20 protein-coding genes are annotated in these 19037 nt (G+C 45.7%); 12 read left to right on the top strand and 8 right to left on the bottom strand.

What is annotated here, in order from left to right; all coding sequences use genetic code 11:
• Together QUB04_RS24575 and QUB04_RS24580 are read left to right on the top strand one after the other, a co-directional pair.
• Positions 1-225 (top strand): hypothetical protein (locus tag QUB04_RS24575; RefSeq protein ID WP_333288394.1); only part of this gene is annotated, 225 nt, incomplete at its 5' end.
• 83 nt (positions 226-308) lie between these two features.
• Positions 309-1799 (top strand): DUF697 domain-containing protein, encoded by a 1491-nt coding sequence (locus QUB04_RS24580; RefSeq protein WP_333288396.1) that lies wholly within the window; start codon positions 309-311, stop codon positions 1797-1799.
• 206 nt (positions 1800-2005) lie between these two features.
• On the opposite strand, the gene QUB04_RS24585 is transcribed toward QUB04_RS24580, so the two are convergent.
• Both QUB04_RS24585 and QUB04_RS24590 read right to left on the bottom strand, forming a co-directional pair.
• Positions 2006-2695, bottom strand: a complete 690-nt coding sequence (locus QUB04_RS24585; RefSeq protein ID WP_333140748.1) for a hypothetical protein — start codon at positions 2693-2695, stop codon at positions 2006-2008.
• A gap of 135 nt (positions 2696-2830) precedes the next feature.
• Positions 2831-3673, bottom strand: a complete 843-nt coding sequence (locus QUB04_RS24590) for a TlyA family RNA methyltransferase (RefSeq protein ID WP_333288398.1) — start codon at positions 3671-3673, stop codon at positions 2831-2833.
• 460 nt (positions 3674-4133) lie between these two features.
• Here QUB04_RS24590 and QUB04_RS24595 point away from each other — a divergent pair, with 460 nt between their 5' ends.
• Positions 4134-4373 carry a hypothetical protein gene (locus tag QUB04_RS24595; RefSeq protein ID WP_333288400.1) on the top strand — a complete coding sequence of 80 codons (240 nt, stop codon included), beginning with the start codon at positions 4134-4136 and terminating at the stop codon, positions 4371-4373.
• Between the two features lie 537 nt (positions 4374-4910).
• On the opposite strand, the gene apcB is transcribed toward QUB04_RS24595, so the two are convergent.
• Entirely contained in the window at positions 4911-5420 is a 510-nt protein-coding gene (apcB, locus tag QUB04_RS24600) for an allophycocyanin subunit beta (protein WP_333036060.1), read from the bottom strand.
• A gap of 340 nt (positions 5421-5760) precedes the next feature.
• On the opposite strand from apcB, the gene glnA reads away from it, so the two are divergent.
• Positions 5761-7182: a type I glutamate--ammonia ligase gene (glnA, locus tag QUB04_RS24605; RefSeq protein ID WP_333211802.1), complete on the top strand. Its 1422-nt coding sequence runs from the start codon at positions 5761-5763 to the stop codon at positions 7180-7182.
• A 109-nt stretch (positions 7183-7291) separates the two neighbouring features.
• Here the strand turns inward: glnA and QUB04_RS24610 are convergent, their stop codons facing one another.
• Complete coding sequence (locus QUB04_RS24610; RefSeq protein WP_333288402.1) at positions 7292-7732, bottom strand: hypothetical protein; 441 nt, start codon at positions 7730-7732, stop codon at positions 7292-7294.
• 73 nt (positions 7733-7805) lie between these two features.
• Here QUB04_RS24610 and QUB04_RS24615 point away from each other — a divergent pair, with 73 nt between their 5' ends.
• The 5 genes from QUB04_RS24615 to QUB04_RS24635 all read left to right on the top strand — a co-directional run bounded on the left by QUB04_RS24615 (position 7806) and on the right by QUB04_RS24635 (position 10530).
• Positions 7806-8135: a hypothetical protein gene (locus QUB04_RS24615; RefSeq protein ID WP_333288404.1), complete on the top strand. Its 330-nt coding sequence runs from the start codon at positions 7806-7808 to the stop codon at positions 8133-8135.
• 57 nt (positions 8136-8192) lie between these two features.
• Positions 8193-8366, top strand: a complete 174-nt coding sequence (locus tag QUB04_RS24620; RefSeq protein ID WP_333288406.1) for a hypothetical protein — start codon at positions 8193-8195, stop codon at positions 8364-8366.
• Between the two features lie 147 nt (positions 8367-8513).
• The gene (locus tag QUB04_RS24625) at positions 8514-8696 is read left to right on the top strand and encodes a hypothetical protein (protein WP_333288408.1); all 183 of its coding nucleotides are present in this window, start codon (positions 8514-8516) and stop codon (positions 8694-8696) included.
• Positions 8697-8944: 248 nt separating this feature from the next.
• Positions 8945-9850: a ferritin-like domain-containing protein gene (locus QUB04_RS24630; RefSeq protein ID WP_333288410.1), complete on the top strand. Its 906-nt coding sequence runs from the start codon at positions 8945-8947 to the stop codon at positions 9848-9850.
• Positions 9851-10026: 176 nt separating this feature from the next.
• Positions 10027-10530, top strand: a complete 504-nt coding sequence (locus tag QUB04_RS24635; RefSeq protein WP_333288412.1) for a YbjN domain-containing protein — start codon at positions 10027-10029, stop codon at positions 10528-10530.
• A gap of 98 nt (positions 10531-10628) precedes the next feature.
• Here the strand turns inward: QUB04_RS24635 and QUB04_RS24640 are convergent, their stop codons facing one another.
• From QUB04_RS24640 to crtE, 4 genes are all read right to left on the bottom strand, one after another.
• Positions 10629-11111 (bottom strand): hypothetical protein, encoded by a 483-nt coding sequence (locus tag QUB04_RS24640; RefSeq protein ID WP_333288414.1) that lies wholly within the window; start codon positions 11109-11111, stop codon positions 10629-10631.
• Complete coding sequence (locus QUB04_RS24645) at positions 11108-12232, bottom strand: AAA family ATPase (protein WP_333288416.1); 1125 nt, start codon at positions 12230-12232, stop codon at positions 11108-11110. Before QUB04_RS24645 ends, QUB04_RS24640 begins: the two co-directional genes overlap by 4 nt.
• Before the next feature lie 216 nt (positions 12233-12448).
• Positions 12449-12907 carry a divergent PAP2 family protein gene (locus tag QUB04_RS24650; protein ID WP_333140770.1) on the bottom strand — a complete coding sequence of 153 codons (459 nt, stop codon included), beginning with the start codon at positions 12905-12907 and terminating at the stop codon, positions 12449-12451.
• Between the two features lie 14 nt (positions 12908-12921).
• Positions 12922-13848, bottom strand: a complete 927-nt coding sequence (crtE, locus tag QUB04_RS24655; RefSeq protein WP_333288418.1) for a geranylgeranyl diphosphate synthase CrtE — start codon at positions 13846-13848, stop codon at positions 12922-12924.
• A 292-nt stretch (positions 13849-14140) separates the two neighbouring features.
• Here crtE and QUB04_RS24660 point away from each other — a divergent pair, with 292 nt between their 5' ends.
• From QUB04_RS24660 to QUB04_RS24670, 3 genes are read left to right on the top strand one after another with little or no spacing between them, the layout of a single operon-like run.
• The gene (locus QUB04_RS24660) at positions 14141-15085 is read left to right on the top strand and encodes a DUF4007 family protein (RefSeq protein ID WP_333288420.1); all 945 of its coding nucleotides are present in this window, start codon (positions 14141-14143) and stop codon (positions 15083-15085) included.
• Positions 15082-18609 (top strand): hypothetical protein, encoded by a 3528-nt coding sequence (locus tag QUB04_RS24665; protein ID WP_333288422.1) that lies wholly within the window; start codon positions 15082-15084, stop codon positions 18607-18609. The genes QUB04_RS24660 and QUB04_RS24665 overlap by 4 nt, the downstream gene beginning before the upstream one ends.
• A 1-nt stretch (position 18610) precedes the next feature.
• Positions 18611-19027, top strand: a complete 417-nt coding sequence (locus QUB04_RS24670; protein ID WP_333288423.1) for a phosphoadenosine phosphosulfate reductase family protein — start codon at positions 18611-18613, stop codon at positions 19025-19027.
• Positions 19028-19037: the final 10 nt, after the last annotated feature.

Genomic DNA, 19037 nt, shown 5'->3' on the forward strand with positions numbered 1-19037 from the left:
CACAAAAAATTTTTTGTTATTGTGGAAGAACAGGCAAGATGCCTGTTCCACAAAAAATTTTTTGTTATTGTGGAAGAACAGGCAAGATGCCTGTTCCACAAAAAATTTTTTGTTATTGTGGAAGACAGGCAAGATGCCTGTTCCACAAAAAATTTTTTGTTATTGTGGAACGGGCATCTTGCCCGTTCAATATTTTATGGAAATTTTACCAATAAAAAATTATAAATTTATGAAAAATTGTATTAAAATAAGAAATAGGATTTATAATTCGACGATCAATTATACCTGCTTAAACAAGCCGATCGCCAATGGCTGACAATTCCCTTCAAGAAAATCGCTTATCTCTTGCCCGTGCCAGTTTGCGCGAATCCCTGGCGCGCTACTCCCACCTGCGCCAAGGCAAAAAAAACTCGAATAATACAGAATTAGAAGCGGCGCTGCAATATCAGTTAGATATTTTAACTTCCACCTCAGAAAAACTAGACCACAACATAATCCGCATTGCTACTTTCGGCTTAGTCAGCCGTGGCAAGTCAGCCGTATTAAACGCGCTTTTAGGTCATAAAATTCTGCAAACAGGCCCTCTCAACGGCGTGACTCAGTGGCCGCGTTCCGTGCGCTGGAGTGTGCCTTTATCATTCCTTGACAGCGAGGAATCCCCCCAACCCCCCCTGGCCAAGGGGGGGAAAAAAGGCGTGCAAGTAGAATTAATCGATACTCCGGGACTTGATGAAGTTGGCGGCGAAGTGCGCGGCGAAATGGCGAAACAAGTCACTCGCCAAGCTGACTTAATTTTGTTTGTCGTTGCAGGCGATATCACCCGAACTGAATATCAAGCGCTGTGCGAATTGCAAACAGCTCAAAAACCGGTGATTTTAGTTTTTAATAAAATTGACCTCTATCCAGAATTAGACAGAAAAGCTATTTTCCAAAGTTTGCAAGCGCTGGCAAATTCTGAAGAGTTAGCAGCCGCTGCGGTAACAGAGGAAACAGATAGCGAAAATTTGTCCGATCGCCCAAACAACTCCTCCCATAAATCTACTGTAAAATCACCGCCTAAAACTTCCAAATCTTTAGAAATAGTCATGGTAGCCGCCGAACCAGCGCCGGTGCAAGTGCGGGTGGAATGGCCAGACGGAAGAGTCAGTCACGAATGGGAGTCGCCCCCGGCGCAGATAGACGAACTCAAACATAAAATTTTGACAATTCTTAACAGAGAAGGTCGATCGCTCCTCGCTCTAAATGCTTTAGTTGAAGCTAGAGATGCCGAAGCAAACATTGCCCGTCACGTTCTCAAATTGCGACAAACAGAAGCCGAAGATTTAATCTGGCAATTTGCAAAATATAAAGCTTTAGCTGTCGGTTTAAATCCAGTGGCCTTCTTGGATGTAATGGGAGCAAGTGTCGCAGATTTAGCCTTAATTCGCTCTTTATCCAGACTTTACGGCTTACCCATGACTGGTTACGAAGCCGGGAAACTTTGGCAGACTATTTTCTCCAGCGCTGGCGGCGTACTTTTGGGAGAATTGGGTAGCAGTTTTCTGTTGGGATTTGGCAAAACTGCGGCCGCTGCGGCCCCGCACATCGGCTTTTCTACTTTTGCCGGAGTTGCTGTCACTCAAGCTAGTTTAGCAGCTTACGGAACCTACGCTGTCGGTCGCGCCGCCCAAGTTTATTTAGAAAAAGGCTGCACCTGGGGCCCCCTTGGACAAGATACGGTAATTCAAGACATTCTCGCCACCATCGAGCGTAATACAATTATCGATCGCCTGCAGCAAGAGTTTAAAATTGGCAATTAAAAATTGCCCTAGTAGTTGAGTAGGGTACGTCAGCAGATGGTTATTTGTGAATAATCGAAGAGCTAGCATCTGACTCACCCTACTGCTTTTCTTCTTACACAATGGTCAAAAAAGTATGCAACTGTAGGTAAACTCCCAACAACCATACTCATCAGTAATTCCCAATTCTAAAATCGAAAATCCAAAATCGAAAATCGAAAATCGTATTACCGTCTCGCGATTCTAACACCTTCTCTAAAATGAGCGATGGTCGCAATTACCGCTATAGAAAAGTAAAATATTCTAATCAGCCAAAAACAAACCCGCATTGACCAAGAAACAATAGTCGGAGCAATACCTGTGAACTGTACAAATCTGGAATTAACTTTTTTTTCAAAGCTGTCAAGGTCTTTCATCTCTGATTGTTTCGTCGGAATAACCGGAAACTGACCACTATATACGTAATAACCGATAAAACCAGGCAGTCCTACCTTTCTGTTCAAAAATGAGTTAGTTAATGTGGCAGTTTCCGGAGGCGATAATTTATCGGATTCTCCTACTTTTTCCAGCCAAGAATTATATCTGATGGCTGGCGTAATCATGAAAACTAAGGGAACTATAACTATCAACAAAGCCGCACTAATTTTGCGACCGTATTGAGGGTGTAGAAGCCTTGTCGCCACACCCACTCCCATACCGATAAATGCAAATACCAATATATTTAACAGTTCAATAATTTCGATACCCCTCAACAAATCCCCGATAATCAGAATTGTATATAATAATTTGTCTGCCAGTAGCAGAGCTGCCCACTTGATGAGCATTGAAACGCCTACAATACTAGCTACAATTGCTACATATCCGATGGCACCTAGAACGTAGAGTAAAATCGAGCCGGCTTGTTTGAATGATTGCATGGAATTATTCACTCTTGTGAAAGTTTAGGAGTCTGATTGACAAAAAAATTGAAATTTTAGATCAATCTGGAGTTCCTAATTTGACTTTTAAAATAGATTAGCTTGACATCTTGAAATCAATCTACAATCTACAATCTACAATCGATCGACAAGTTCCCGCGCCGCCGCCTTGGTGACTTGTGCGATCCGTTCCTTCACAACATCCTCTTCGATCGCCCTCGGCTCTGGCTCCTGTTCGCGATCGATCCCCAACCATAAAAGATACTCGATATTACCGGCCGGGCCAAGTAAAGGCGACCACGTTAAGCCGCGTTGCTGCCATCCTAAAGCTGTGGCTGCCTTCCACACTTGAAAAATCGCATCAGCTTGAGTTGCTGAGTCTCGCACTACCCCTTTTTTCCCGACTCTCTCCCGCCCTACCTCAAACTGCGGTTTTACCAGCAACACCGCTTCTCGCGGTGGTACCAACAATTCCCACAGCGCGGGTAAAATCTTATCCAGGGAAATAAACGACACATCTACTACCGCCAAATCTGCTGGCGCAGAGTCGCCGTAAAGCTCAGTAGCAGTCATGTACCGCAAATTGGTGCGTTCTTTCAAAATTACTCTCGGATCGTTCCTCAAGCCCCAATCTGCTTGACCGTAGCCAACATCTACGCCGTAGACTAGGGCGGCGCCGGCTTGCAGGAGACAGTCGGTAAAACCGCCTGTGGAAATGCCGCCGTCGAGACAAATTCTGCCTGCAACGGGAATCGCAAAAACTTCTAAAGCTTTGGCTAATTTGTCGCCGCCTCTGGAAACATAGCGCGATCGCTCTTTGATCTGAATTTTTGCTGCAATGTCAACCTCAGTGCCCGGTTTGTCAACTACCTGTTGGTTGATGGATACTTTCCCAGTCCGAATCAAGGCCTGAGCTTGCTGTCTGGAACTGCACAAATCTAGGCTGACCAATAAAGTGTCTAGTCGCTGTTTAGCCAAGGTTTTTAATCTGTACGGATAGGGTTAAGAACCATTAATGTCAACAATCGCCTGAAACCCTTGGGAAAGCTCGTTTTTACGCTAAGTCTAGATCCCCCTAAATCCCCCTTAAGAAGGGGAGTAGGGGTTGACTTTGAAAAGACTCTTGTCCCCCCCTTCGTAGGGGCGGTGCCCCCGTGCCCGCCCTTGGCTAGGGGGGATCTAGATTTAATAGCCACACAGCAGTCTGTGATGGGGTTTGACGTTAAGTTGACACCAATGGGTTAAGAACAGTACCAGATTAGCACTTACGCACAAGCCCCACTGCTAATTTTTGGCGATTATTTTGGTTTTGCGATTGTCGCGGGGCGATCGCCCCACCTCACATGATGTGACTGAGATCGCTCTGAGTGTGTAGTTTTATCACAGATAAACATCCGTAGAATCACACAATAATTTTTGCGACTAGCGGATGATTTATATGCAGCTAAAAGCGCTACAAATACCATCAGGGCGATCGACAATGAAAACAATTAACTTTCCTATCAGAAATCCGGGCAATTGTCAAGAAAATCCCCTCGCCTTCGTCAGCGGTGACATCATCCACATTCTTTACCCCAATGGCGAAGTAGAAGCAACAACCCTCGCACAAGTCGATCTTGGCAAAACCAAAAGTCCCCTAGACAAATGCCTCGTCTGGGGGTGTGTTGGCGATTTTTAGCACCAGTTTCAAGAAAGAATGCAATTATAGGGAAGATCCAAACCCTTAATTCATCAGTCATTCCCAATTATTCAAATCTTTAATCTAAAATTTTTAATCTAAAATTTTTAATCTAAAATCTTTAATCTAAAATTGTCTAACCCATAAAAAAAGATCGCTTGGAGGCTGTGAGGTCAAAAAAAGCGATCGATCCAACTGCTGCTAACTGCAAGCAACAAGCGGAATTTGCTGCTAAAAGAACTAGCAAATTGACGTGAACAAACCTGACGGTCAACTGAGTACAGACTGAGTACAGTTAGACCGCAGGCTTCTTTTTCCTTTTTTTCAAAGGCTTTTTATAGTGAGGTAGTTCCACCCCCACTTGCCAATATAGTATCAGAGTATTTCCAGATTATCAAGGGATATACAGAAATAATTGTCGCTTTGGGTACCTACACCCGACGAGCCTTTCATCCCTGCGGTAATTTATTCGGGGTACTTCGCGCAGCGCTCAGATTAATCCCCTTTAAATATACCGAGGGACTTCCCGGCTGGTAGTTAAATATCTTGTTCGCTCAATTCGCGAATCATGTAATCAAAAGGCTGATCCAAAAAAGGCCCCACAGACAAGCCAGCAGCTTGCACTTGAGCCTTAACCATCTCCTTCATAATGCTAATCCCCATCACCGTCGGGCCAATGGGAACGCTTAGAGAATTGTAAGTTTCTCGCAAACCTTGCAGCACGCGCTCGTCGAGCACGTCGGTACTTCCAGCCACCAGGGCGTAAGTAGCATAGCGCAAGTAGTAGTCCATATCCCGCAGACAAGCCGCATAGCGACGAGTCGTGTAGGCATTTCCCCCGGGACGGATCAGTTCCGGCTGTTCAGCAAATAGCTGGATACCAGCTTGCTTGACAATTGCCGCAGCATTGCTGTTAATCGCAGCCGCCGCCTGTACCCGTGCCGTGCCCGTTGCAAAATAAGATTTCAACCGATCGATACCATCTCGGTCTAAATACCTACCAGCAACATCATAATTTTCAATCAGGCTCGTCACTGCATCGCGCATAAGTTTCTCTCCCAAAAATCTTTATCAATACTTTGCTATCTGAGACAGACCGCCTATTGTAGACTACTACAAATCGGCGTTTGATTAAGATTTGAGATAGGATTTTCACGAAGGGTAGTCTATCCGCGGCAAACTGTCGTAAAATTCAGCCGTTTGCCTTGTATGTTCAGCCGAAAAATAATCCACAGGGCAAGAATCTCAAACTGCCGGGCCACACTGGGCCACTATTTCAAAATTTTGTAGCCCTAGATACAAAATAGTGGATACTGAAGGCCTACGATCGCCCAAACAGTCTGAAATCGGCCGATCGCCAAGACACAACCAATATCAGGAGTAAGTCATGTTCCAGACACCCCAAGAAGCCTTAAACTACATACAAGAAAATAAGATCCAGATAGTTGACCTAAAATTCATCGATATGCCGGGGATCTGGCAGCACCTTTCCCTGTACCACGACCAAATCGACGAAACCGCATTCACAGACGGCGTACCCTTCGACGGTTCCAGCATAAGGGGCTGGAAAGCCATCAACGAATCAGACATGACGATGGTCATCGATCCGACCACCGCTTGGATGGACCCGTTCATGGCAGAACCGACCATCAGCTTCATTTGCAGCATCAAAGAACCTCGCACCGGCGAACCGTACAGTCGCTGTCCCCGCACCATTGCCCAAAAAGCCATAGACTACTTGCTTTCGACCGGTCTCGGCGATACAGCATTCTTTGGCCCGGAAGCAGAATTCTTCATTTTTGACGACGTTCGCTTCGACCAAACCCAAAATTCCGGCTACTATTACGTAGATTCGATCGAAGGTCGCTGGAATTCCGGCAAAGAAGAAGCAGGCGGCAACCTCGGCTACAAACCGCGTTACAAAGAAGGTTATTTCCCAGTAGCACCAACCGATACCTCACAAGACATGAGAACGGAAATGCTGCTGACAATGGCAAAATGCGGCGTACCCATCGAAAAGCACCACCACGAAGTCGCCACCGGCGGTCAATGCGAACTCGGTTTCCGCTTTGACACTTTGGTGAAAGCCGCCGACTACTTGCTGACTTACAAATACGTCATCAAAAACGTCGGCAAAAAATACGGCAAAACCATCACCTTCATGCCCAAACCGCTGTTTAACGACAACGGTTCCGGGATGCACGTTCACCAGTCGATTTGGAAAGACGGCCAACCCCTATTTGCCGGCGACCAATATGCCGGTTTCAGCCAAATGGGACTGCATTACATCGGCGGCATTCTCAAGCACGCACCGGCACTTTTGGCAATCACCAACCCCACGACCAATTCCTACAAGCGTTTAGTTCCGGGCTTTGAAGCGCCTGTAAACTTAGCTTACTCTCAAGGGAATCGATCGGCATCAGTGCGGATTCCGCTGTCGGGAACCAACCCCAAAGCCAAGCGGTTAGAATTCCGCTGTCCCGATGCCACATCCAACCCCTATTTAGCATTTGCAGCCATGCTGTGCGCCGGCATAGACGGCATCAAGAATCAAATCGATCCGGGCGAACCTTTGGACGTGGATATCTACGACCTTTCCCCTGAAGAATTGAGCAAAATTCCTTCAACTCCCGGTTCCTTGGAAGGCGCTTTAGAAGCTTTAGAAAAAGACCACAGTTTCTTAACTGAAACCGGCGTATTTACCGAAGACTTCATCCAAACCTGGATTTCCTACAAACTCGACAATGAAGTCAACCCGATGCGGCTGCGTCCTCACCCCTACGAGTTTGCTCTATACTACGACTGTTAGAAAATTAATAATTGAAAATTATAAGTTAAAAATGGTAATTATACCATTTTTAACCTGTGATTTTTAATTAATAAGAACGCCGCCCTTAAAAGCGGCGTTTTTTTTTAATTTAGAACTTCTGGATCAGCGCCCAAACTCTCCCGTTACCCGACACTATCTGGGCAACGCTGTGAGTAGTAGCGCCCTCTGTAGCTTCTGAGACATCCTCTACAGCCCATTTATTTGCTTTCTCATCAACAATAAACAAATCCTCAGCGGTAGTGCCTTCCTGAACCCGATATATCTTATTCAGAATAAAACGCCGCCGCGCTTCAGCTTTTGGTATGCCAACCACATCATCTGGATCGACAGAGATGGCACTGCCTTCTTTTAATGTACCTTTCGAGTTGCTTAAATTGCGATCGTCCCTTTGAGCAACCTGCACGCCGTGAATCTGCAAACCAGGCTCATTCTCAGAGATATTCCAGACAGCAGCTAGGGCCCCACTTTTTCCCAAACCGAGAACCGCTGCACTAATAGTCAAAATTAGCAAAAACTTGAAATAATTCACTGTATTTATGCTCCTTTGTTTGTGAGATTCTGCACTCATTCTAAATTAGCAATTAGCAATTAACAATGACCCAATGATGTCCGATATTTTTGTGATGATCCGCAATCAGAGTAACGTCGCCATGACTTCAGTTGACGGCATTGCGTTTGTCACTTTACTGACTCAAGAAGGACGAGTGGTGGCAGAGGAGACAGTTGACCTGTTTGAGGCAGATGTGAATTTTGATCACCTGAAGCAGGGAAAATATACTGTAGTTGTAAGGCACGAAGGCGTTGAACCTCGATCGGCAACCTGTAGTGTTACAATCACCGATGAAGATAAAGTAATCATGCTGACATTTGTTTACTTGGAGCTAGAACGGGTGCTGCTGGGCATTCAGACTTCAACCGAAGAAAGACTATGATCGTGAAAGTTACTCCGCCAAATTCAATTAAAATGTTTCGCCCCGCGAGTGCATTTCTTGGCAAAAGACCTCTGGAGGGAAAAAAACCCGATTTGTCGGATGAATCTGGCTTTACAGTTAGCCGATGTGGCGACAACTCTGGCTAGATTAGAAGTAGAAGAGGCGCGAAAATTTCAACAAGAGTCTGCTAGTGTTGAGGCCCAAGACTCGACGGAACCTGACAAGTTTTGAGTGTATGAGGTTGCTTTGTGTGCTCCGCGCAACCCTTGCGTGATAGCATCTCAATGAAAGCAGCCAACCTAGAAATTGGAGTTTTGAGGCAGGAGTTTTGAGGCAGGAGGCAGGAGGAAAGAGGAAGAAGGAAGGGGGAGCATCTCAATGAAAGCAGCAAAGCTCGAAATTGGAATTAGGAGTCAGGAGTCAGGAGCCAGAAAAGAGTCAGAAGGAAGAAGAAAGAAGTGTTTTTGCAAATATGAGATGCTCCCGAAGGAAGGAGCCAGAAGAAGTGTTTTTACAATTATTAGATGCTCCCCCTTGCGTGATAGCAGTTTAAAAAAATAATCTAACTGTAGAAAAGCTCCCAACCCTGATAGTCATAAGTCATTTTTAATCTAAAATCTAAAATCTAAAATTTAAAATGGTATGACTGGCAACTCAAAACTATTGTCATTGGTTGAGCTAGTAAAAAAATTGTCTGTATAAAATTGAATCTCCGTGCTAAACAATAACTTTCTGCCTTGCGAGTGAATTAGGAAGCCGAAAAACTGCGTTACACTTATATAGGTATCTTTACAAAACAACATAAAAGCATGACTGTTGCCTATCCCCGCAAGCTGCGGAACGCTATGGGAGCGCGCGAAATTTTAGCTCAAGTGGTGCGCGATCGCGAAATTCACCTGATCACCCTCAACCGCTACCGCTACAGCGAACAGCGCAGTTGCAAAGACCTCACCGACGTGATCGAACGCCTAGACGGCGAACCGCCCGAACTCGTGCGCGACCTCTCCCGGCACATTTCCGACGAAGCGCGGCACGCCATGTGGCTCACCGACTTGCTGGTAGACTTGGGCCAAAATGTGGGAACGCCGCCGGGAGTCTCCTACATTGACGAATTTGACCGCCTGCTGGACAAAGAGCAATTCGACCCGAAACGCAACCTCGAGGACGGTATAATTGCAGCCTTAGTTGCAATCAATGTCACCGAAAAGCGGGGCTGCGAATACTTTTCAGCGCACATCCACGCCCTCAAAGAGGCTCCCCAAACCGCAGAAAACGTCAAAATCCGCGAAACAATCGAAAAGATTTTTCCCGAAGAAGCTGGTCACGTCCGCTGGGGCAACCGCTGGCTCGCCTCCATAGCTGCCAAAAGCCCGGAACACCGCCAGAAGGTGGAACAGGCCAAGCGCAAGTATGTGGCGATCGAACAAGCAGCTTATGAATCGGGAATGGATATCATGTTGGGGGCAGAACTCCGCCGCGTCACCCGCCTAGTGGATATTGCCAACACCATGCCGATGTGGGAACGCCCGCAATACCTGATGGAACGCTTGCCCGCAAGCCTGCTGGCCCCGGATCTGCAAATGACCAGAGTCGATGTAGCTCAGCGGGCATGGAACCGCGACCCGCAGGCATTTGTGGAGAAATTTGTGCCGATGTTCCTCAACGGCTTGAATAACATTGAGAAGAAGGCGGCGACGACTAAGCCCAAGGCTTAATAACGATCGCGAATCCGGTTGAAACCGCTTTGCCAGTCCAACTTGCGTCTGCCTCCGCAAACAAGCGAGATTAACTGGTTCCCAGGCCTAGCCTCGGAACCAGTTATTTAAAGTCATAATTTTAAGCTTTAGCAAGTAAACTGATTATTGGAATAGTTTTCCATCTAAATATAATTATGACTACCAGCGAGCCGAACATACAAACAGCTTCCGCAGAAAGCCAATCGAGTGAAAGCGCGATCGCCTCTGAGCAGGTCGAAAAAGCCACAGCCGTCACCTATGCAGAAGAAATTGAAACTGTCATCGCCAGCATGGCTGTAGACCAAAAAGTGATGGTCGGTCAAAGTGAAGCTGGCGGACATCTTTGGAAGTTTAAGTACGGCAGTGTTGAAGTGTTCGTGCAACTCACGGGCGAAACCGAAGATGATACTTTGACGGTTTGGGCTTTTGTACTGCAGTTGCCAGCGAAGAATGAAGCTCAATTAATGCGGAAAATCCTAGAAATGAATTGGCTGTCTACTTTGGAATCTCATTTTGCGATTGTTGACAATCAAGTTGCGGTAGTATCGACTCGGACGATGGCGGAAATCTCGACCGGGGAAATTTCCCGGGTTATTACTATTGTCGCCACGATCGCCGATGACAACGACGATATTCTGCAAGCAGAATTCGGTCAGTAGTCATTAGGGTGCGCGACTTTTGAGCGCTCCCCACTCCGCTAAATTATATGCCGTCGCGCACCTGACATTTAAGTAGCGTGCGCGAGTTGTGGGTCTATTTATTTAAAGAGAAATGGTTTTACTGATGAAGCCATACGATCTAATTCTCCTTTGTTGTGTTTGAGAAGATTATGTCCCCATAACTCATTTGTGTTGTCAGAACAATCTTTTGCAAGAGCTTCTCCAATCTCCTCAAAAGTCTTTTTGATGTCTGTCCTTAGATTCTCTGGTTCAGATAGCACTCCCAGCACGAATACTCTTGCTTTTAGATCATCGGGAATATGACTTTCTACATAACTCAACCGATTTTCATCATCATCGAAATCAATGAGCAAAACCATCATTCTTTGTGGTAATTGTCGCATTTCAGACGCATACTTCTTCGTGAATTCCTCCACAGTTTTTTTCCAACCACCAGGAAGTGGCAGGACTTTAACAGCACGGTTATTAAGGTTTGGCCCCAGAAGAAATCCGTTGGCAATCTGGCGATTAGCATCATCTTCGGCCAACACATGAATGTGCGGTTGATACTTATTACTCATAGCTCTATGTCGCCACCAATCAAGGCATTTATCAGGTCGCCTTTAACAGACATCTCACTCAGCGGTCTGACTAAAGTTGGCTCTAAGTGGCTTTTGCGATCTAATACAAAGGTATTTTCATTTGAAAACTTTCGGATAGCTTCAGGATTATGCGATGTCACTAAGATTTGACCGCTATTTTTAAATGAGCGTCGCAGAGACATTACAAAATGTCCAACCTCCGATAAGGATAGATAGTTATCTGGCTCGTCCCAGAAGCAAAAAAGTGGGCCATAAAATTTGTTGGCAGCCAAGACAACAGCGCAAAGAAAAAAGCATTTCTCCCCGTCAGATAAGTCATTAAATTCAATACTCAGATTCGCATTATTTGCTTCAAATCGAACAATCATGCTTTTCGAGTCTTTGCCGATTAGTTCATTCAGAAAATCCTGAATGTCAGGCATGACTTCTCGGAGATATTTATCAACCTGTGTGTAGGCTGCAGGATAGCGACTCAGTAAGCCCGAAACCCACTCCCCAAAGTTTGAACCATCTCGCTTTGGCTCCAAAGTTTCACCGTTTGAGTCTCCAGTCATCAAGCTGGGAATCGGGGCTAAAATAATCATGCGAGCCAGCCAAGTCTTGAAAATATGAAGCGGATCAGTCTCAGATTGCTCCTGAATTACTGGCAGGGCAACAAGATGCCAATCTACCAGAAACTGAGCTTCACGATTTTGGGAGCTGTAGTGAAGAGTGACTTGGGCTTCTTTTCGAGAGTAAATTGGATCTCCTGCAACTAGCAGTTCCTCTTCAAAAACTCGAAGCTCTCTAAATTTTTCTGGTAAATCTAAGGCAAGGACATATTTGTATAATTTATCTTCGAGTAATACTTCTATTTCAAACCGGATCGGAACATCAGACCTTCCACGAGCGAAATCTTTCGAGCTAATAAGGTTAAGTTTTTCAAGGTCGCGCATTCTATTGATGCCTCGACAAATCTTCTGAAGGACTTCTAATGCAGAGGCAGTAGTTGATTTACCTGCACCATTTTTTCCAATCAAGAGAGCAGATGGCATCCCCTTTATGGGCAGTTCAAAGTTTTCTAGGCATCTGAAGTTGTGTACGTATAGTCTTTGGAGCATAGCAAAACAATTCCAAGGAGTGGGAAGTGAAAAAACTTTTTGAACTTTTTGAAGTGCTTAATTAGGGAATAGGCATTGCCATAAACTTCCAAAAAGTTCGGGTGCTTTTCTGAGCTAGAGACGGATGAGTTGCCGAACTATTAATCCCCGCCGCCAACTTTTACCTCCAACTCGTCAAAAAACACCACTGCCCCAATTTTACTCCGTACTTAAAACTTAATATGCAGGCCCTGCGATCCAAGCAATAGTAATTCCCAGCCCCAAACCGACAAGCACTTGAAAAGGAGTGTGTCCCAGCAACTCTTTCAGGCGAGCTTCATTAAGGTTGTGATCTTCCTCAAAAAACTCGTCAATAATTTGGTTGAGGATGCGAGCTTGCTTGCCTGCAGCTTGGCGGACGCCTGCTGCGTCGTACATCACAATAATTGCAAATATCGCAGCGATCGCAAACTCTGGACTTTCCCATCCCATCGTTTGTCCCACTCCAGCAGCCAAAGCGCCCACAAAAGACGAGTGAGCGCTGGGCATTCCCCCCGTTGTTACCAAATACCGAAGATTAAACTTGCGATTTTTGACCAACTCGATCGGCAACTTCATGATCTGAGCCGCCAGACAAGCGATCAAAGCAACCACGAGTACATGATTGTTTAAAATGCCGCTGCAAATTTCCTGCATAGTGTTTGGTATATCTAGTTACTGCGGCTGGTAATAAAATCGGCGATCGCCAGCAGCGGTAGAGCTTTGCTCCCAAACACTGCCAATTGATCCTTAGCATCAGCCACAAGCTGCGAAGCTTGGCGCCGAGACTCATCAATTCCCCACAAACTCGGATAAGTGACTTTTCCTGCTTGAACATCTTTGCCAGCAGTTTTGCCCAGTTCTTCTTGGGTAGCAGTAATATCCAAAATGTCGTCAATGATCTGGAAAGCCAACCCAATATTTTGAGCGAAACGAGACAGCCGCTGCAAATCCGCAGCCGAAGCCCCAGCCAGAATTGCCCCACAAACTACGCAAGCCTCTAACAGCGCGCCTGTTTTGTGAGCGTGAATGTAATTCAAAGTTTCCAGAGAAACATCTGTCTTTCCTTCCGATTCCAAATCAACCACTTGACCGCCTACGAGTCCAGCAGCACCCGATGCCCGCGCTAAATGGGCGATCGTCTGCAACACCTGTTGGGGGGGTACGTTCTCAGTTTTAGTGGCGATAAATTCAAAAGCATAGGTCAGCAAACCATCGCCAGCCAAAATGGCGATATCCTCGCCGTAGACTTTGTGGTTCGTTAGTTTCCCGCGCCGGTAGTCGTCATTGTCCATTGCCGGCAAATCGTCGTGAATCAGCGACATCGTGTGGATCATTTCCAAAGCGCAAGCTGTCGGAATTGCCATAGATGTAGTGCCGCCGGCCAGTTCGCAGCTAGCCAGACACAGGATCGGACGCAGGCGCTTGCCTCCCGCTAGCAGCGAGTAGCGCATTGCTTCGTAGATTTTCTCTGGGTAGATGACCGGGAGTGCACTGTCGAGAGCTACCTCGATCGCCTCTTTTCGCTTGACTAGATAAGTAGATAAATCGAAAGAGGATTCCGGTTGGGACGAACCCATTTCTGTTGCCAATACCATCCCTTGCTCTCTTGTACTGAATATTTATATGGGATATTGTGAGCCGTTCAGGTCGATCGCGCCGACTTTTACGGCGGTGGTCGCTCGAAATCTGAGACTCAATTTAATCATTCTACGGGTGTTGTTGCACAGAAACTTATGTGAAGTTTTGAGTTTTAATAACTTAAGGACACGCTCCCGATCGCGAGCGCCACTTGCCCTAGTCCTGGTTATGTTTGTCAAGTTTCCCATAAGTTTTGTTAATTTTTAAAGCTTTATAGTAGACTTACCAAGTTAATGCAACCAAGTCATCGTGACACAAATCAGGCAAAATAATATAGCTATTGCAAGTCCAGTATCCTCTACTGTCAATCCAGTCTTTGCCAGACACGAAACCTTTCACCCCCGCTTTGGATGGCTCAGAAAAGGTTTTGACGCGGCCACAGCAGATCGAGGAATTTTCTTGCGAGAGGATGCGACAGTCCGCCTAGGAGTTGGCAAAAACATGGTGAATGCGATTCGCTACTGGTGCAATGCCTTCAAAGTTCTGACAGATGATGTCCCATCAGATTTGGGCGATCGCCTGTACAGGGATGACGGTTGGGACCCGTTTACTGAAGACCCTGCAACGCTTTGGCTCCTACATTGGAACCTGCTCAAGCCACCTTGCCATGCAACAGCTTGGCATTTCACGTTCAACGTCTTTCGCTCACTAGAATTTTCACAAGATGAATTATTTAAAGCTCTGTGCAACCACAGAGATAGCGTCGCTCACCGTATAGCCGAATCTTCCGTCAAAAAAGATGTTAGCTGTATTCTGCGAATGTATGTGGAACAAGAAACTCATAAAACCGGTGTCAGCGAGGATAGTTTAGATTGTCCCTTTAGCGAACTGGGAATTATTCACACAGCCGGAGACTCCAGGCACTACACATTCCGAGTTGGTTCCAAAAGGAATTTACCGGCAGAGATAGTTGTTTCAGCTTGCTTAGAATATGCTAGCTGGGTTGGTCGCGGGCAAAGGACTATAGGAATTTCTCGTCTCCTTTACGATATTGGCAGCCCCGGCACGATCTTTAAACTCACAGAGACTGCGGTGTGCGACGCAATTGAAAAAGTACAGCGAAAATTCAAGTCAATTGAACTCTCTGATAGTGCTGGCTTGATTCAACTTTCTTTCAACTCAGACCCAGAGAAACTAGCAGAGGATCTTCTTAATAGGTACTACCAAGGCAGACGCGGTGAGACTCAACAATGAACAACCACTTATCTCAATACTTTAGCCTCTCTCGTCGCTACTCTCGTTCTATTAATATTGATCGAGATTTACAACAACATTCTGCTCTCGAAGGATATATTTTTACAGAAAAAGCTGTTGAGGTTCTCAAGCGGATTTTAGCTGGATTGACCAACCCTGAATCTAACCGTGCTTGGACTTTGACCGGCGTTTACGGAACCGGAAAATCTGCCTTTGCTCACTACTTAGCCTCTGTTTGTGCGGCTCACACCGATCCGATGCGTCAGTTGGCGCTAGAAATTGCGGAAAAGTCGATCGGCTCTAATAGTTCTGAATACCTTAGCCTGCAAGAAAATATACCCAGTAAAGGGCTGTTCCGAGCTGTGGTTACAGCACAGCGAGAACCGTTAAGCCATACAATTGTCCGAGCTCTGCATCGAGGTGCAGAAGTCTTTTGGCAGAAGGTCGGGAATGCCAAAAAACCAGCAATCGCTCGCAAACTGACAGACTTGGAAACCGAAATCGCTGCTGGCAGGAAGGTAAACAGCCAGGACATTCTTAGCTTGGTGCAAGAAGTAGCGTCATCAGCAAAAACAGGTGTCTTGCTGATTATTGATGAACTTGGCAAGAATCTAGAATTTGTTGCTCAGAATCAGGGGGATGAAGATTTATATCTATTGCAGCAATTAGCAGAACTGCCGAGAGATAGCACGTCTCAGATTTATATAATCGGTGTGCTGCACCAAGCCTTTGCTGATTATGGAGAAAGATTAGCATCTGTAGAGCGGAACGAATGGTCAAAAATTCAGGGTAGATTTGAAGATATTTCCTTCAAGGATTCTACCACCCAAATGATGCGGTTGATGGGTAAAGCCATCGATCGATCGGGGGCCGAATTATTTCAAAGTGCGATCGCGAGTCTTGCAGCGGAATGGTTAACTCATCTGCCAAGAGAAATCATCTCTGATATTTCACAGCAATTGTTAGCGGATACCTACCCGTTGCATCCTGTGGTAGCCCTAGTCTTACCGGAGTTATGCACTAAGTATGCCCAAAATGACCGTTCGCTGTTCACATTTCTCACCAGTGCTGAACCTTATTCTTTTAGAAAATACCTAGATGAGACGAGTGCTGAGGGTTGTACGGGTGAGATTACCTCGTCCCTACCAACGTTGAAACTGGATCGCGTTTATGACTACTTCATAGAATCGGTGGGAATGGGAATTACTTCTAGACCAAAACACCAACGGTGGATAGAAGTGCAAGGACTAATCACCGATGTTAGCAAGCGTCTAGATCCTGATAGTTTGCGGGTGCTGAAAACTATCGGCACTTTGAATATTATAAGCACCACAGGCTCCCTGAGATCAACTCCTTCTCTGGTGACGCTAGCAATGTGCAATGATGCTAGCGAGTCAAATCGGCAGCACTGGGAGCAGGTGATAGATGCTCTCCTGCAAAAGGGAATTATCACTCATTTCAAGCAAGGAGATGAGCTGCGAATTTGGGAAGGTTCAGATTTTAATGTTGACAGTGCGGTAGCGACTTATCTTGAGCACGAACGCTCATATCTAGTCAGTATTTTGTCCGATATCCGTCCGCTAAATCCCTTGATAGCACAGCGTCATAGCTATAAAACGGGCACGCTTCGTTACTTTGAGCGACAGTATTTAGATGTTTCAAAAAAATTAGAAAATCTGCATTGTTCTAGTAATTGTGATGGTTTAGTCGGCTATTGGATAGATGATGAGTTACCAACTCAAGTACCATCTACTACAGCAGATGGTAAACCGTTAATCGTGCTGTGTGCGGCGAAATTGGATCTTTTGCGAATGAGAGCGCGAGAATTTGCGGCTTTGAAGAAAATCCAAAGCAGTGCTGCCCAATTGCAAAATGATGGAGTAGCTCGACGGGAAGTTCGCTATCGGGTGGTAAAAGCTGAAGAATTGCTTGATGAAACTCTCAACCAAACGTTTGATGTAGGGGTTAATCAAAATGTATGTTGGATTCAAGGTAAAAAACAAAAAATTAGCCATATCACAGATTTGAATGCAAAAATATCCGACATTTGTGATGAGGTTTACAGCAAAAAGTTTATCCTTTGGAATGAGCTAATCAATCGCCGGGAACTGACTAGCCAAGGTGTCAAGGCGAGACGGGAACTGATTGAAGCTATGTTGGAGTACCCAGAGCAAGAAAGACTCTTGTTGCAGGGATATGGCCCTGAAGTTAGTATGTATCTTTCACTGCTGCATGACACAGGGATTCACCGTGACAATGAGGGAGAATGGGGATTTTATCCACCTCAAGAACAATCCGGCGTGTGGACAGTTTGGGATGCGATCGAGAATTTTTGTTTGCAAGCGTCTGAAAAACAGCAAACTTTAGACTTGCTTTACAAGCTACTCGAAGCACCTCCTTACGGAGTCAAGCGGGGAGTGATTCCAGTGATGTTGGCTGCTGTTTTACTGTATCGCGTTGATGATGTTGGTGTATATAAAGATGGGACATTTATCCCTGTTTTGGGTGCAGAACACTTTGAACTGCTAGTGAAAGATCGATCGCGATTTTCGGTCAAATATTTTGAAGTGGTGGGGCTGCGCTCACAGGTTTTTAAGGAACTTGAGGCAATTTTACGCAATCCCAATGCCAAAAAAACTGCCAAGATGCGAAATGCCACACTTATAACGGTGGCGACACCATTATTCCAATTCGTGAAAAAGCTCCCCGCTTACACTAAAAAAACCAAGTGCCTCAGTAGTGGCGCGCTGGCAGTTTTGCAAACCTTGCAACAGGCTCAAGAACCAGATGAGCTATTGTTTACATCCTTGCCCAAAGCTTGCAGTTTACCTCCGATCGGTACGGGGGAAGCTGATGACGGTACAACGGCTAAAATGCTCCGCCAAAAGCTAGTTCAATCCCTGCGAGAAATTCAGACTGCTTACGATGAATTACTCACTAAATGTGAATCTCTCCTTTACAACGCCTTTGCTGTTCGCAGTAATGAAACTAAACTACGGGAAGATTTGCGGGTTCGATCGAGTCATCTGGCGGGACAATGTATTGAACCAATTCTCAAACGTTTTACCGAGGCGGCAATAGATGAAACAAAAGTAAAACAAGTGTGGTTAGAAGCACTGCTGATGGTTGTCACCGATAAACCGCCAGAGTCTTGGGTAGATGATGACATTACAATGTTTGAAATTAAGCTTAGCGATATCGCTAGGCGGTTCAAGAATTTGGAAGCCCTACAAAAGGAGGTTGTTGCCAAAGGTGCGGGTTTTGATGCTCTCAGAATTACAGTCACTCGTCCTGATGGTCAAGAAATTAACCAGATGGTAGGGATCGATCGCGATAGCCAAGACGAAGTTGACCGTTTAGTTGACGATATTCTTGCAAAACTGCCTGACAACTCTCAAATACGACAAGCTGTAGTTGCTAAGCTGGCGGAAGAAATTTTAGGTGCGGCGTCTCAGGAGAAGGTTGCTCAGATTCAGGGAAAGCCTCAAAATCGAGCTCGCGGTCAAGAAACAAGCCATCCCTAATTTGTCAGCTAGCGTCAGTCAATGGCTTTGTCAGTCGAGTTTAGTTGCTAGTCAGAGGTGCGATCGCTTGATTCAGCTCAAGACAGTATTGCTCAGATGCTCTCAAAGTGTCAAAATTGAGATTATGAGCAAGAAACCAGTTAGACATATTTTGGGCCTATCGGGGGGCAAAGACAGCACAGCCTTGGCCGTTTTGCTGCACAAAGAAATTCCAGAGATGGAATATTTCTTCTGCGACACGCACAAGGAATTGCCGGAGACATACGAGTATTTAGATCGGATCAAGGCTCGCCTGGAAATCAAAATCCATTATCTGGCAGCAGAGCGGGGGTTCGATCATGGGCTCGATGTCTATGGAGGGGTACTTCCCTCACCCAAGATGCGCTGGTGTACAGTGCAAATGAAAGTTAGACCTTGAAATAGTAAGC

The sequence above is a fragment of the Microcoleus sp. D2_18a_B4 genome, from assembly GCF_036702475.1.
In the GTDB taxonomy this organism is placed as follows: Bacteria; Cyanobacteriota; Cyanobacteriia; order Cyanobacteriales; family Microcoleaceae; genus Microcoleus.

What these genes read in the sequence shown, in the direction of transcription:
- QUB04_RS24580 (WP_333288396.1), top strand. Translation starts at nt 309, where the DNA reads ATGGCTGACAATTCCCTTCAAGAAAATCGCTTATCTCTTGCCCGTGCC.
- QUB04_RS24585 (WP_333140748.1), bottom strand. Translation starts at nt 2,695, where the DNA reads ATGCAATCATTCAAACAAGCCGGCTCGATTTTACTCTACGTTCTAGGT.
- QUB04_RS24595 (WP_333288400.1), top strand. Translation starts at nt 4,134, where the DNA reads ATGCAGCTAAAAGCGCTACAAATACCATCAGGGCGATCGACAATGAAA.
- apcB (WP_333036060.1), bottom strand. Translation starts at nt 5,420, where the DNA reads ATGCGCGATGCAGTGACGAGCCTGATTGAAAATTATGATGTTGCTGGT.
- glnA (WP_333211802.1), top strand. Translation starts at nt 5,761, where the DNA reads ATGTTCCAGACACCCCAAGAAGCCTTAAACTACATACAAGAAAATAAG.
- QUB04_RS24615 (WP_333288404.1), top strand. Translation starts at nt 7,806, where the DNA reads ATGATGTCCGATATTTTTGTGATGATCCGCAATCAGAGTAACGTCGCC.
- QUB04_RS24625 (WP_333288408.1), top strand. Translation starts at nt 8,514, where the DNA reads ATGAAAGCAGCAAAGCTCGAAATTGGAATTAGGAGTCAGGAGTCAGGA.
- QUB04_RS24630 (WP_333288410.1), top strand. Translation starts at nt 8,945, where the DNA reads ATGACTGTTGCCTATCCCCGCAAGCTGCGGAACGCTATGGGAGCGCGC.
- QUB04_RS24635 (WP_333288412.1), top strand. Translation starts at nt 10,027, where the DNA reads ATGACTACCAGCGAGCCGAACATACAAACAGCTTCCGCAGAAAGCCAA.
- QUB04_RS24640 (WP_333288414.1), bottom strand. Translation starts at nt 11,111, where the DNA reads ATGAGTAATAAGTATCAACCGCACATTCATGTGTTGGCCGAAGATGAT.
- QUB04_RS24645 (WP_333288416.1), bottom strand. Translation starts at nt 12,232, where the DNA reads ATGCTCCAAAGACTATACGTACACAACTTCAGATGCCTAGAAAACTTT.
- QUB04_RS24650 (WP_333140770.1), bottom strand. Translation starts at nt 12,907, where the DNA reads ATGCAGGAAATTTGCAGCGGCATTTTAAACAATCATGTACTCGTGGTT.
- crtE (WP_333288418.1), bottom strand. Translation starts at nt 13,848, where the DNA reads ATGGTATTGGCAACAGAAATGGGTTCGTCCCAACCGGAATCCTCTTTC.
- QUB04_RS24665 (WP_333288422.1), top strand. Translation starts at nt 15,082, where the DNA reads ATGAACAACCACTTATCTCAATACTTTAGCCTCTCTCGTCGCTACTCT.